9 protein-coding genes are annotated in these 14612 nt (G+C 46.9%); 6 read left to right on the forward strand and 3 right to left on the reverse strand.

The window, feature by feature from the left end; translation table 11 throughout:
- Positions 1 to 8: 8 nt before the first annotated feature.
- From QUB66_RS01200 to QUB66_RS01210, 3 genes are all read left to right on the forward strand, one after another.
- A complete protein-coding gene (locus tag QUB66_RS01200; RefSeq protein WP_332967531.1) occupies positions 9 to 3500 on the forward strand; it encodes a leucine-rich repeat domain-containing protein in 3492 nt (1163 codons plus the stop codon).
- Between the two features lie 364 nt (positions 3501 to 3864).
- A complete protein-coding gene (locus tag QUB66_RS01205) occupies positions 3865 to 4374 on the forward strand; it encodes a dihydrofolate reductase family protein (protein WP_332967530.1) in 510 nt (169 codons plus the stop codon).
- Positions 4375 to 4421: 47 nt separating this feature from the next.
- Positions 4422 to 4691, forward strand: coding sequence for a hypothetical protein (locus QUB66_RS01210; protein WP_332967529.1), 270 nt, complete (start codon positions 4422 to 4424; stop codon positions 4689 to 4691).
- A gap of 105 nt (positions 4692 to 4796) precedes the next feature.
- On the opposite strand, the gene ileS is transcribed toward QUB66_RS01210, so the two are convergent.
- Both ileS and QUB66_RS01220 read right to left on the reverse strand, forming a co-directional pair.
- Complete coding sequence (gene ileS / locus QUB66_RS01215) at positions 4797 to 8381, reverse strand: isoleucine--tRNA ligase (RefSeq protein ID WP_332967528.1); 3585 nt, start codon at positions 8379 to 8381, stop codon at positions 4797 to 4799.
- A 663-nt stretch (positions 8382 to 9044) separates the two neighbouring features.
- Complete coding sequence (locus tag QUB66_RS01220) at positions 9045 to 9203, reverse strand: hypothetical protein (RefSeq protein ID WP_442923288.1); 159 nt, start codon at positions 9201 to 9203, stop codon at positions 9045 to 9047.
- Positions 9204 to 9432: 229 nt separating this feature from the next.
- Here QUB66_RS01220 and QUB66_RS01225 point away from each other — a divergent pair, with 229 nt between their 5' ends.
- From QUB66_RS01225 to QUB66_RS01235, 3 genes are all read left to right on the forward strand, one after another.
- The gene (locus tag QUB66_RS01225; protein WP_332967525.1) at positions 9433 to 9873 is read left to right on the forward strand and encodes a KGK domain-containing protein; all 441 of its coding nucleotides are present in this window, start codon (positions 9433 to 9435) and stop codon (positions 9871 to 9873) included.
- A gap of 30 nt (positions 9874 to 9903) precedes the next feature.
- Positions 9904 to 10149: an HNH endonuclease gene (locus tag QUB66_RS01230; RefSeq protein WP_332967522.1), complete on the forward strand. Its 246-nt coding sequence runs from the start codon at positions 9904 to 9906 to the stop codon at positions 10147 to 10149.
- An 88-nt stretch (positions 10150 to 10237) separates the two neighbouring features.
- A complete protein-coding gene (locus tag QUB66_RS01235) occupies positions 10238 to 10474 on the forward strand; it encodes a type II toxin-antitoxin system Phd/YefM family antitoxin (RefSeq protein WP_265233551.1) in 237 nt (78 codons plus the stop codon).
- A 144-nt stretch (positions 10475 to 10618) separates the two neighbouring features.
- Here QUB66_RS01235 and QUB66_RS01240 read toward each other — a convergent pair whose 3' ends face one another.
- The gene (locus QUB66_RS01240) at positions 10619 to 14431 is read right to left on the reverse strand and encodes a beta-galactosidase (RefSeq protein WP_265233550.1); all 3813 of its coding nucleotides are present in this window, start codon (positions 14429 to 14431) and stop codon (positions 10619 to 10621) included.
- Positions 14432 to 14612 lie beyond the last annotated feature (181 nt).

A 14612-nucleotide genomic window follows, 5' to 3' on the forward strand; every position in this document is an offset into this window, starting at 1 on the left:
TAAAGGGCATGACGCGAGAAGAAGCAGTGCGACGAATTCACCGGGCGGCTGAGGAAAATTTGACCCAATTGGATTTGGCGGGGCTGGAGTTGGAGGAATTACCGCCGGAGATTGGCAAGTGCACGCAGCTTGAGACGTTGGTGTTGGGGAAGGTGGAAAGCTGGATGTGGTCTAATAATGGTAAAACGACTCTGACGCTAATCACCAATCAATTAAGAACACTGCCAGAGGAATTACGATCGCTCTTAAATTTGCGATCGATCAATCTCAGCGGCAATCCATTCGGAACGATACCAGAATTGCTACGGGAAATGAAGCAATTAGAGATTTTAAATTTAACCAGTATTGGTTTAACAGACATTTCCAAGGATATCGATCAACTGTTCAATCTGACAGAGCTTGTCTTCCAGGACAATCAAATAACTCAAATCCCAGATGCGTTAGCAAAGCTTTGCGAAGCACTCGCCCAACTGTCCTATCTGACAAAGCTGGATCTTAGTTACAATCAGATAGCCCAAATTCCAGATACGATCGGTCAACTTTCCAAAATCAGAGAACTTGACCTAAGTCATAATCAGATTAATGAAATCCCAGATACGCTCGACCAATTGCCCAATCTGAAAAAGCTTAACCTCGGTGGAAATCAACTTGCACAAATCCCAGATGAGTTAGTAAAGCTTTGCGCAGCACTCGTGCAACTGCCAAATCTGTTAGAGCTTGATCTCAGTTTAAATCAGATTATATCCATCCCAGAAGTCATCGGTCAACTATCGAATCTGACAGACATTGACCTCAGAAGCAATCAGATTATATCCATCCCAGAAGTCATCGGTCAACTATCGAATCTGACACGGCTTCGCCTCAGTTACAATCAGATTACATCCATCCCAGAAGTCATCGGTCAACTGTGGAATCTGACAGAGATTGACCTCAGTTACAATCAGATTATATCCATCCCAGCAGTCATCGGTCAACTATCGAATCTGACACGGATTCGCCTCAGAAACAATCAGATTACATCCATCCCAGAAGTCATCGGCCAACTGTCGAATCTGACACAGCTTCACCTCGATTTAAATCTGATTACATCCATCCCAGAAGTCATCGGTCAACTATCGAATCTGACACATCTTTATCTCAGTAACAATCAAATTACCCAAATCCCAAAGGATCTCGGGCGACTGTCGAATCTGAAACAGCTTGGCCTCAGTAGCAATCTGATTACCTCCATCCCAGAGGAGCTCGCCCAACTGTCGAATCTGACACTGCTTGACCTCAGAAACAATCAGATTACAGTCATCCCAGAGGCGATCGCCCAATTATCGAATCTGACGGAACTTAACCTCGGTAGCAATCGGATTACAGCAATCCCAGAATGCTTAGAAACCCTGCCAAAACTTGAAAAACTCGACCTCCGCCGCAATCCCCTACCCATTTCTCCAGAAATCCTAGGGCCAGCCAACGAGAGGGAAGATCCCGGTACTCCCGCCGCCATTTTCAACTATCTCCAAAAACTCCGCAGTGGCGAAGTCCGCCCCCTCAACGAAGCCAAAGTCCTCCTAGTCGGGCAAGGTAGCGTCGGCAAAACCTCCCTAATTAACCGCCTGATCCGCGACAAATACAACCGCAACGAATCCCAAACCGACGGACTAAACATCACAGACTGGCAAATTACAGTCAACACCAAATCCGTCAAACTCAACGTCTGGGACTTCGGCGGACAAGAAATCTACCACGCCACCCACCAATTTTTCCTTACCAAACGCAGCCTCTACGTGCTCGTATGCAACTGTCGCATCAGCGAAGACGAAAACCGCCTCGAATACTGGTTGAAACTGATCGAAAGCTTCGGCGACGCATCCCCCGTCATCATCGTCGGCAACAAGTGCGACGAACAACCCCTCGATCTCAACCGCAAAGCCTTGCGCGACAAATATCCCAACATTAAAGCCATCCTCGAAACCTCCTGCGAAAGCGCAAAGGGAATCGAGGAACTCCGCAGCGCCATCCACACCGAAATCTCCGAACTCAAAGAAGTTTACGATCTTTTGCCGCTAAGCTGGTTTCAAGTCAAACAGAGTCTGGAAACGCTTGACAAAGACTTCATCAATATGAGTGAATACGCCAGTATTTGCGGCAAACAAAACATCTGGGAAGAAACCGACAAAACCCAATTGCTGGAACTGCTGCACAACCTGGGCATTGTCCTCAACTTCCGCGAACACCCCATCCTGCAATCCACCAACATCCTCAACCCTCACTGGGTGACAGAAGGAATTTATGCCCTCCTCAGCGACGAACATCTCAAAGTCAATACTAAAGGCATTCTCACCCACGACGACCTCAGCCGCATCCTAGACTCACATAAATATCCCCGCCACCGTTACAACTGCCTCACTGAGTTGATGCAGGAATTTCAACTCTGCTTTCCCGTCAGCAATTGCCCCGCGCCGACTTTCCTGATCCCCGGCATCTTGCCGAAAGAACAACCGGAAAACACCGAACTCGAAGGCGAAACTCTGGAATTTCAATACCACTACGACATCCTCCCCGACAGCATCGTCTCGCGCTTCATTGTCCTCACCCACGACAAAATCCACGACAAAATCCACTGGCGGACTGGCGTAATGCTGGCCTACTGCGAACGCGCTGATGTCTGCAACATCGCCCGGATCAAATCTGACCCGAAAGATCGAAAAATCTTTATTTCTGTTAGCGGGCGGGAATCGACGCGGCGTTCTTTTCTCACGATAATTCGCGATATGTTTAGCAAAATCCACAATTCTTTTGCGAATCTGGAAGTGAGTCAATGGGTTCCTGTTCCCGGACATCCCGATGCCGATCCGCTGGATTACGAGGAATTGCTGGGATTGGAGGATATGGGCGAGAATACTGTGCGCGTCGGTAAACTTAAGCTGAAACTGGATTTGCGGCAGTTGCTGGATGGCTATGATGCGATCGAGGTTCGGCGCCGAAAGCAAATGGGCGGCGAAGAAATGGAAAAATACGGAAGAGAATATGGCGACCTTGTAGATGCTTCTAATTCTCAGCAAATTGTGTACAACGTTCACTTAGGTAATAACAAAATGACTCAAGATTCTCCCCAAAACAACAACTTGCAAGGTGCACAAATCGGCAGCGTCGCTATTGCTAAGGAAGTAAAAGACAACGCCAAACAAACAGCCTCTGGCGGCATTCAAATCAATAACGCGAATACCGCTGAAATTCTACAACTGATTTTATCGATGCGCGAAACCGCAGCGCAGTTTCCCGAAGACATCCGCGATGGGATAATTCTGGATATTGAAGCTGTGGAAGCGGAAATCAAGAAACCGGAGAAGGAACGGGACAATACCAGATTAAAGACAATATTAAAACGTATTGTAACGACGGGTATTGCGATCGGCGTTGGTGTCGCTGGCGTGACTGATTTTGCTAATACGGCGATCGATGTCGCTCAAAAAGTTGGTGTCAAAATCGAGCTACCGTCAGGACGTTAAATTAGATCCAAATCCCTGATTTCCTCGGTTTCTTGGCCTCGATGCGAAAATCTCAGAAACCGGGTTTCTCTCTATATTTCTCGTCACCCAACCAAAGACTCGTAGAAACCCGGTTTCTTGGCCTCAATGCGTAAACCTCGGTTTCTTGGCCCCATGCGAAAATCTCAGAAACCGGGTTTCTCTCTATATTTCTCGTCATCCAACCAAAGACTCGTAGAAACCCGGTTTCTTGGCCCCGATTGGTACTTCTCTCCGGTCAATTACTGCGATCGCCCTTATTGCCCGCGTTGTCTTCCGACATGATACGATCTAAAATTAAGGTAGATCGGGCGATCGCCCCCACAGCCAAAATCCCGGTATTGCCATGCGTAAAGTTGTACTCTTCATTGCATCTAGTTTAGACGGTTACATCGCGCGATCGAATGGCGAAATTGACTGGCTGTATACAGACCAAAATTACGGTTATACTAAATTCTTAGATAGCATCGATACAGTCCTCATGGGTCGCAAAACCTACGAACAAGTTCTAACTTTTGGCGAGTATCCCTACCAAGAAAAAAAAAGTTATGTTTTTACCAAAAATGTAGATTTTTCAGCAACTTCTGATGTGGAAGTCGTAACACAATTAGAGAGCTTTGTCAATGATTTGCGCTTGCTTGAGGGCAAAAATATTTGGTTAGTGGGAGGATCTCTGCTAATTCGCGATTTCCTGAACAACAATCTTGTAAATGAGCTAATTCTATCGGTACACCCGCTGATTTTGGGCGAGGGAATTCCTTTATTTGCTAATCCCAATACTACAGCTTTGCAACTAACTGGATGTCAGACTTACAGTTCGGGTATGGTTCAGCTATCCTATGATGTGGCGGCTTGAGGGCGCGTTTTGTTGTTAAGCGGATGATGAAATATTTTTGCTGTTGGTTGCTATTAATCTCTTTTTTCTGCGCCGCGCTGCCGGCTGAGGCTTCTGTTTGCCGAAATTATCAAGGGCGCGAGATTTGCATTGTCGATATCAAACGCAGTGCGAAAAATTATTGGGAATACAGGGTGATTCTGAGTGTTGATGGAGTCAAACAGCCTCTGGAAATCTATAATTGTCGCGATCGCACTACAGTTAAGCAAGATGGCACTGTTTTGGCGTTTGGACAAAACAACCCTGGTGAAATCGTCTGCCATTTTTTTAAGAAATAGCATATTCGGGACGGGCTAGAAGCCCATCCCACAAGAGTTGGAGACGGCGGTTGAAACCGCGTCTACACAAACGAAACCCGAGCTCAGAGGGGTTGAAGACGATGGTTAGAATTTGCCGTCAACTGCTGACACGCAGCGTTCGCAAATTAGCGGATGCTCGATCGACTCTCCGACATGAGTAGAATAGTTCCAGCATCGATCGCACTTATGGCCACCCACCTTAACAACACCAATCGCTAACTCTGGAGATTCGTAACTGTAGGGCAATCCTTCAATCACCACGTTCGATTCAACCAGTTCGACTTCTGATGTGATAAATAAGTACCGCAGTTCGTCTACGGCGTTGCTAGCCTTGGCAGAATCAGGTATCAAAGTGATGTTAGCCAGAATTTCCGACTGTTTATCGATCGCACTTAATGTCGCTTTCGGGATTTCAGGCGCTTTCACAATAGCCATTTCGGCGGTTGCTGTGGCCATTTGTGCGATCGGCTGTAACTCTACAAGCACCTTTTCGGGCACTTCCATCACAATCGGCTGTTTTTCGGGGAACACAATCGCCGCATCATTTCCAGCCACATCTAGCCTCAGCAACTCAACTTGTGCTGCAATTTCTTGACGGTTTTCAGCAAACAACAAGTTACGGAAAACAAACCACAATGTGAATAGGAAACCGATCACTTCAAACAGTTCACCCAACATCGGAACCTGATTAATCGTATCCAAAACCGCCATTGTTATTCTACCAGTCAGCAACACAGAACCTAACAGCCCAAGTGTGACGATCGCCTTTTGGTATTCCGTGAAAAAATTGCCCATGTACTCAGGCAAATCAGTCAAAAACTGGGCGCTTTCATCTAACAATTGCTGCCATTCCGCAGCCGACGGTTCAGCAACCGCCGTATACTCGACTAATTCAGAAGATCGATCGCCCTTTTCGACAGTTTCCACAGCATCAATTGTCTTGACTGTCAAGACTTTTGCAACACTTGCCGCTTGTTCTTCCTGTTGATCTTGTACTGCTTTTGCCTTCTCCTCTGCGGCTAACTGAATTGCTGAATTTTGCGATCGCACATAATCCATCAATCCTTCGCTGCTAGGATTCAAAGCTTGCAATTGTGATCTTTTGGCGACATCAGGAACATACAATAAAACCTTAGCTTCCAAAGAAGAACCGATCGCCTTTTCAGTCCTCGCCTGTTCCAAAACCTTATTAACTTCCCCGCGTACTTGGCGCAAATACTGCCAGCGAGTAGCCAATTCAGGATTATGCCATTTCGCATCAAGTTGCACCCAACCAGCCTCAAACACTGACTTGTAGGGAGTTGGATAGGGGAGATACTGCCAAATATCCTCAGCCATGTGACATAACACAGGTGCGATCGCCCGTGCCAAATTCTCAACTGCGATCGCAATTACCGTTTGACAACTGCGACGGCGCAGTGAATCTGTCGAACTGATGTAAAGTCGATCCTTGGCAATATCCAAGTAAAAATTAGATAAATCCACCGTGCAGAAATTCTGGACAGTTTGGAAGAATCGCGAAAATTGGAAGCTTTCAAAAGCATCTTGAACTTCCGCAAAAACTTCGCCCATTCTGTGCAGCATATAGCGATCGAGTTCCGGCAAATCCTCGTAAGCAACAGCATCTTTTGCCGGATCGAAGTCGTGCAAATTGCCCAGCAAAAACTTAGCTGTATTGCGAATCTTGCGGTAAACATCCGACTGCTGTTTGAGAATGTTTTTGCCCAAAGGCACGTCGGCGGAATAGTCTACCGAAGATACCCACAGCCGCAAAACATCAGCGCCATATTCCTTAATTACTAAGGCCGGATCGACGACATTACCTTCAGATTTACTCATCTTCCGGCCTTTTTCATCGAGCACAAAACCGTGAGTCAAAACTGTTTTGTAAGGAGCAACGCCGTTAGTTGCTACACTGGTTAGCAAGCTCGATTGAAACCAGCCCCGATGTTGGTCTGAACCTTCCAAATAGATATCAGCAGGATAGTTTAATTCCGATCGCCCTTTCGCCACCGCAGCCCAGGAAGAACCGGAATCAAACCACACATCCATCGTGTCGGTTCCCTTACGGTAAGTGCGGCCGTTATTGCGGTATGATTCCGGTAGCAATTCGGCGATCGACATTTCCCACCAAGCATCCGAACCTTTGTCTGCAAAAATAGCTTGTACGTGGGCGATTGTCTCCGCATTCAACAGCGGTTCGTTCGTTTCTTCGTCGTAAAACACCGGAATCGGCACGCCCCAAGTCCGCTGACGAGAAATACACCAATCCGATCGATCGCTAACCATTGCAGTGATCCGATTTTCCCCTTGCGCGGGAATCCAATTCACACTAGAAATGGCCTTTAACGCTTCATCTCGGAACCCTGCAACCGACGCAAACCACTGTTCCGTCGCCCGAAAAATTGTCGGCTTTTTAGTGCGCCAATCGTAAGGATAGGAGTGAGGATAAGCTTCCTCTTTGATCAAACAATTTGCTTCGGCAAGGGCATCAATGACTGCGCCATTGCCATTTCCGAGGACATTTAGACCTGCGAAGACTCCAGCTTCGGCTGTGAAATTTCCGCTTTCATCAACGGGCGTTAAAACTGGTAAACCGCAGCGTTTCCCAACGATAAAATCTTCTTGTCCGTGGCCCGGCGCGGTGTGCACCAATCCGGTTCCTGAGTCAGCGGTAATGTAGTCGCCGCCGGCAACAATTGGGCTTTCGCGATCGAACAACGGATGTTTGTAGATGGAACCTTCTAAATCTTTACCTTTGAAGGTGGCCAGGATTTTTAATTCCGTGTTCAAAGTTGCCGACAGTCGATCGACCGCATCGACAGCAACTAAGATAAATTGTTGGGCGATGTGGGAATTTGCCGGCGGTTCCACCACTGCATAAGTCAGTTCGGGATTGACTGCGATCGCCAAGTTAGCCGGAATTGTCCAAGGGGTAGTCGTCCAAATCGCCGCCCAGAGGCTCGGCATATAGCGCTTGAGCTTCGTTTGCAAAGCTTTTGACAACTTTCTGACATGAAAGCCGACGTAGATGCTGCGCGAGACGTGGCCTTCGGGATATTCTAATTCAGCTTCGGCGAGGGCTGTTTTCGAGCTCGGACTCCAGTGCACGGGTTTGAAGCCGCGGAAGATGTAGCCTTTGAGCACCATTTCACCGAAAACGCCAATTTGAGCCGCTTCGTATTCGGGTTTCAGGGTTAAATACGGGTGTTCCCAGTCGCCCCAAACGCCGTAGCGCTGGAAGGATGTGCGCTGCTGGGCCATTGTTTCCTGGGCGAAGGCGGCGGCTTTGCGGCGGAGATCGATCGGGGTAAGATTTAGCCGATCGTCCGATTTCATGTTTTGCAATACTTTAAGTTCGATCGGCAATCCGTGACAATCCCAACCGGGCACGTAGCGAACTTTTTTGCCGCGCAGCATTTGGTAGCGGTTGATGAAATCTTTGAGGATTTTGTTGAGGGCGTGGCCGATGTGGAGTTGTCCGTTGGCGTAGGGGGGGCCGTCGTGGAGGATGAACAAATCGCCTGGGTTATCGTGGGAAAGGCGATCGTAGATTTCTTGATCTGCCCAAAATTGTTGCAATTCTGGTTCCCGTTTGACGGCGTTGGCGCGCATATCAAACTTGGTTTTGGGCAAATTTACGGTGTCTTTGTAGGATTTTGCTTCCATTTTTGAGTAAACCTTTATGTAGTTAGCTGTTAGTAGAAGGAAGGAAGAAGGAAGAAGGAAGAAGGAAGAAGGAAGAAGGAAGAAAAATGCTTATACAGCAAGTTTTTTAGCCCTCGATATCTTAAGTTTAGTTAAGTGGACTTACTTATCAAGTCGGGTTAAATAATCATAATTAAGTTTGTAGTGAGGAATTTAGTCCTCTCTCGTCCTTGAAGGGCTGACAACCAGATATTCCAGTATAAGCGATCGACTGCACATTATAGCAGTGGACAGTTGACATTGGACAGTTGACAGTTAAGTGTGGGACTCAAACCCTTGATCTGTAACGGGTCTAGTTTTTATTTGTGGGTTATTTACGTCCGTGCCCGATGTGGAGGTTGCTATACATTTTAGTTGATCGGGCGATCGGCTATTCGCTCAACCAACTGAACATTTGACCGACGGTGAGACTGAAGGATTCAGCAAAGGTGGGGACGGGGACGATCGCGCCCGGTTGTTCAAACAGTGTTATGGTGCGATCGGCACGGGTAGCCAGAAACCTGGACTACTCGTTACTTTCGCTCTGCGAAAGTAACGCAGATCCGGAGGCGAGGCCTCCATTTTCGCAGGCGAAGCAGAGCAAGAGTGACATGAGTTTCCTTTCGCCAAGAGCCTGGGAACCAGTTATTGAAAATGATTGAGGATTGCTATATTCTGATTTCTATATGGAGCTACATTAACTAATTTTTGTAAGCCCGATCTAAAGATATACTGATTAGAATTATTACTGCCACCTCCATCACATTTAATCAAAATCGAATGTGCTTGAGTGTAGAGAGAAATTCCGTAATTTTACCGCCATAATTTAATCGATTAACAAGCATAAATTACGGCGATTGGAAATCGCGGCGACACAGACAAAACCCACTCCAAGCGGGTTGAACACATTCTTAGTCCGCGTCGGCGGACATCATTTGTATAGCCGCGAATTCTATTCGCCGGGGCTATTGTCAAAAATGAGATACTACTCTAAAATATTTAGGATGACAGTTTAAAAAAATTAGAGATTAATATGGAAGATAAATTTGATTTGCACAACTGCGGTAATGAGGATGCTTTATCTTTCGGTAACGCAATGCTTAAAGTAGAAAAACTCAAGGAAACAGTAAATGGAGTTTTGACTGAATATGGGTTAGGAGCAACACTCACTAAGTCGTTAAGCCAAAATAAAATAAATATTGATGTAGGTCATAATGGTGATTTACATAACCTAAGATATTTATATGAGAACTGGTTTGGTGAAGGTATAGATTGTGAAATTCTCAGAGTGGGTGCTCAGGGCTGGAAGAAAGGAAAGATTAAGCTCAAACTCAATGTCACCATAGAATTTTGCCCCGACGAACCAGAAGTCGAAGAAACACCAGAAAACAACGAGTCAGAAACTAGCCAACCAGAATCTCCCCTCGATGATTTGCGCCGCCAATTTCTCAATCAAGAAAACTCACCCAGCTAATCCATCAAACATCTGCGGTTAAAATACATCATGACTAAAACCCCCAGAATTCCCATCCCTCCAGAAGTCCGAAAATACGTATTCACCCGCAATAAATACCAGTGCCAAAGCTGTGGCCAAACGAAACTAGAAGCCGAACTGACGATCGATCATATCATCCCCCTAGGGCGCGGTGGCAGCAACGACATCAGCAACCTGCAAACCCTCTGCCGCACCTGCAACCAAAGGAAAACCGACAAACTAGACCCGCGCTTTAAGCGACACTTTGACCTGTGATATTGAGTATAATAAGTTTGACCGTTTGAGAGAGAAATTGCACTCTGCCATGCGATCGCACTTTTAACTCCTAGCTAGGATAACTGCAATGCTCACAAAAACAGTTGACATACAAGAAGCACAAACAAACTTAAAAGAGTTATTATCTCTAGCACTTAAAGGCATAGAAGTTGTGCTCACAGAAGGCGGCATTCCCCTTGTACGCTTAGCGCCCATTGCATCCCCAGCTAAGCCGCGCACAGCAGGATTGCACGCTGGAACAATCTGGACAAGTGAGGATTTTGATGAGCCGTTATCTGACGAATTCTGGACAGGTAACTCATGAAATTACTCCTGGATACTCATACCAAATCCTGTTTAAATACTCCCTCTATTCTTCAGTCCGCGGAGGCGGACATCGTTTGTATAGCCGCGAATTCTATTCGCCGGGGATATTGCCAAATATCCGGTCAAAATTGACTGGTAAAACTTACCATCGATAATACCGATAAGGATCGTCCCCATTCTCAAAATCCGTCTTGTAATCCGAGTGATAAAACTCCTGACTAGAACCGTTAAACACAGCACCATCCGCCTTAAAACTCGCCCCCAAATTAGCCAAAATCTGAGCATTAGCCCTGGTTTGTCGCCAGCGAGTAAAACGCAAATAAGTCTTAGCATCAGCATTCAAACTATCCGAGTCAATCTGAGAGAAAATCGCCACGCCCTTACCTACAGCAACCCGACTTAACAAACCGTCAGCACCGATTTCTCCCCCAGACTTAATCAACCAAGTATCATAAAAAGAGCGCGATCGCAAATCCGAACCGCTAAGCCCCTTCACCTCATCCCAACCCGGAACCGCCAGCGAACCCCCAAAATCCTTCGCCTGCTGCAAACCCACGCCCAAACCAGCGACAGGTACTTGACGCGGCAAGAAAAACGCCTTCCCGCCAGCATTCAAATAACCGCGTAATTCTGCATCTTTCAGATTCGCTTCGGCACCCACAATCGCCAAACCAACATCCTGAGAAAGCCCATTAGCCCGCTGATAAATTACCCCCAAACTGTCCAACTTCTTGGCATCCTTGTCTCCCCCAATTAAAACCACTTTATCCGGCTTTCCCATCACCGGAGAATTCATCCCGTAACTCACAACTTGTTGCACTAACTGCGCCGCCCCACCATCTACAGAATAATGGTCTTCCACATCCAACTCGTTTAAAATCAGTCGCCCTTTTCCATAATCCAATTCCATCAGCGGCGAATAAGCCAAATCAAACTCAGATTCCAAAATTGGCCGCCAACCGCTACGATGTGGCTTCTCCATTGAAGCGCTGCTGACAGCGCCGCGATTTCCCCAATGCCAGCCGTACCAAGGCATATTTGCCGGACTCAATCTTGACCCAGTTTGAGTTGTATCTGGATAAGCTTCAAGCAGCGTGCTTTCTCCCATCCAATCGCGCAAATCTTCACCGTCTAAACCGCTAATTGCTGCATAGTTATTATCAACTGGATACGCGCGGCGGCTGACGTGTTCGGCAACCCGCAAACCCATGTTTTTTAGCCATTCCCGGCGCTGAGCAAACACCATTGCTTTGCCACCGTTTCGCACGAAAGTTTCTAAATTTCCTGGCAAATTTTGCCCGCTAGAAAATGCTTCCCGACCGATAATTAGTAGCGATGAAACTTGCGAACCGTTCCACGGCACAAGCTGATAACCTAACTGCTTTAACATTGCCGATGTTTTGCCCACAGGATCGAAGATTGTCAGCGCATCCTTGACTTTGGTTTGATTGGCAAACACCCGGAAAGGAAATGTATCAGAATGCGGGCGATCGCCAATTCGTGCAGTCAAGCGAATTTCGCCGTCAGCCTTGCTAGAAATTGTATTTGGCAATTTCACATCTATTGGCAGAAATAGCGTGCCTGCTGTCTCAATTTTCCCCTTCTTTTCGCCAGTTGCTACCTCTTCTCCCCCGACCCTAACTCGCCAATTGAGTGCAAAATCCTGCTGCGCTCTAGTATCGTTAATTAATACTATTTGCTTGGCCAATTTTCCGCCTGCAAAAAAGCTATGATCTTTGGCAGCAAAAGCCTGATTAGCACCAGCAATCCAAGCCAAAGTCGGGCCGTTATTATTCATAATTGCCTCCCCTGCCGGATAAATATTGTAAGCTTCGGGCTGCAAATGATGCATCAGATTATTCGACACTTGCTTCAAATAAACGCCCCGGCGACCCGATTGAAATGCTCCAAGATCCACCTTAGTTCTGCCAGCATCCGAAACCTCCCAACCGTGTCCTTGCTGCCAAGGAATCATCCCCCCAGACATTCCAAAAGTCCGCCAAGTCCGCCAAGTATTTGTACTGAATAACTGCTGCAACTTTTGAAAAGCAGGTGCAAAATCTAAATCCTTGCTGTTATGCCAGCTTTTATACTGCATATCCTTGACAAATTGCTCGCGAATTTTACCTTTATAAGTGGGATTTTCTAACTGATAAGCTTCTTTCCCCAAGTAAATTGCTGCAAATTCAGTCATCAAAGGCTCGCTAACAATCACTTTATCAAAACCTTGGCGGTTTCGCATCATTGTCGCGTGCAGAGGCGTGCCAAATTCTACCACCATGTAGGGCATTTCTCCGGTTTTGCTCCATTCGGAAATCCACTCTTCCCTCTCTTGCAATGGCATCACATTTAAATAAGAATTCAGCGAATAAACATCGCCAAAAGTGCCGCCTTGATGTACCATTACAGGTCTGGTTGGGTCTACCAATTTCATAGCAGCAAAAGCCTCGTTCCCCAAGGGGGTTTTGGCGCGCATACGCTGGTCTTCTGTGGGGCCGAGAGTTCCTTCTATTTTTTTCTTGCCGATGCGGCGGGGATTTTGATCGTCACCGCTGCCGAAATAATTGGGACTTGTCGCCCACATTAATACTGAGGGATGATTGCGGTAGCGGCGCATTTCTGCTGCCATTCGCCCTTTCCAGCGATCGATTATTTGGCGGTTATTCCACTGTTCGCTCCAAGCTATGGGAGTAATATCTAAAGCGGGAGCCATAATTGGAAAACCTTTGAGGTCTGCGCGTTCGGAAAATAGTTCTCGAAAGTGCCATCTACCCCGTTCGTCGTGATTCCAAGGCCAGATTTCTGCTATATTGAAACCGGCTTTTACATAGGCGTCTATTAAACTATCTGAAACTTCTAATGTGCCGCCTTCCCAAGTATCGGAATGTAAGGTGGGACGCAGGCGAAACTCGGTGCCATTTAAGAAAAACTTGCGCCCTTCTACCCAAAATTCGCGGAATCCGAAGGGTTGGTGATATTGCGTTTTGACGCCGCTGCCTGTTACTTCTAATTGCAGGGTGTAGAGGTTGGGTTGGCCGGCATCCCAAAGGCGGGGATTTTGCCAATCCCACTGGACTTGTACGGTTTGAATTGGTTTGGCTTGAACGCTGGCTGTTCCGATAAATTTTTGTTCAACTTTGCCTTTCTCGTCGAACATTTGGGCGATTAGTTGAACTTGACCGTTTTGGGTAATGTCTTTGAGTTCGACATCTAATTTAACTTGTTTCTTTCTGGTGGAAGTTTGGACGAATACGTCGCTAATTAGGGGGCCTTGGGGAACGCTAAAAATCCTGACTTCGCCGATGAGTCCGCGCGATTGCAAATTGGATTTTGTTGTATAAATTTCTGTGGGACTCATGATCACGGCTTTGTCTTTTTCGTCGGAGACTGCCGCGACTAAAATAGATATGGTATTTTGACCTGATTTGGCTACTTTTGTAATTTCAACAGTACCGTAAGGCGATTCGATTTGGCCGCAGTTAATGCCGTTAACAAAGATGATTGCATCGGTACTCACTCTGGCTAAGTCGATAAAAATTCGGCGGTTTTGACCGTCGCCTGGGATGTCTATATTTTTCTGATACCAAGCTTTTGATAGTTGTTTGCTGTTGAAATTTTCCCAGTCTTTGCCGGTGCCGCGAGTGATGATTCCGGGTATGAATTCGCTTTTTTCTTCTTGCCAGTCTCCGGGTACTTGGATGGAGCCCCAACTTGGGGAGGCGGGGGGACTTTGGGGGTTGCCAATGGCGGGGACAAATTGCCAGGTGCCGTTGAGATAGATTTGGTCGCGCTTGTTGTCGATCGCACTGGCGGTAGCTGGGGTAAGATTGGGAAAGCCGATCGACATTACTGAGTTGTTGACCGAGTTGGGATTTTGCAGCGCGTAACCGATGAATCCGAAGACGATGGCGGCTGCGAAAAATAATCCGATAATTTTTGCCAGCTTGTGATTCACGGTAAGTTCCTCCCAGAAATCAACTTATCCAGTTTGTCGATTCATTTATCATAAGCTGCTGCGCGTATAAATTGTTTGGCTTCGACGAATGGAGAGAGGGGAGAGTGGGAGAGTGGGAGAGTGGGAGAGTGGGAGATGGGGAGAGTGGGAGATGGGGAGAGGGGGAGAGTGGGAGAGGGGG

This window comes from Microcoleus sp. A2-C3, from assembly GCF_036706065.1.
Lineage (GTDB): Bacteria > Cyanobacteriota > Cyanobacteriia > Cyanobacteriales > Microcoleaceae > Microcoleus.

What these genes read in the sequence shown, in the direction of transcription:
- QUB66_RS01205 (WP_332967530.1), top strand. Translation starts at nt 3,865, where the DNA reads ATGCGTAAAGTTGTACTCTTCATTGCATCTAGTTTAGACGGTTACATC.
- QUB66_RS01225 (WP_332967525.1), top strand. Translation starts at nt 9,433, where the DNA reads ATGGAAGATAAATTTGATTTGCACAACTGCGGTAATGAGGATGCTTTA.
- ileS (WP_332967528.1), bottom strand. Translation starts at nt 8,381, where the DNA reads ATGGAAGCAAAATCCTACAAAGACACCGTAAATTTGCCCAAAACCAAG.
- QUB66_RS01235 (WP_265233551.1), top strand. Translation starts at nt 10,238, where the DNA reads ATGCTCACAAAAACAGTTGACATACAAGAAGCACAAACAAACTTAAAA.
- QUB66_RS01230 (WP_332967522.1), top strand. Translation starts at nt 9,904, where the DNA reads ATGACTAAAACCCCCAGAATTCCCATCCCTCCAGAAGTCCGAAAATAC.
- QUB66_RS01200 (WP_332967531.1), top strand. Translation starts at nt 9, where the DNA reads ATGACGCGAGAAGAAGCAGTGCGACGAATTCACCGGGCGGCTGAGGAA.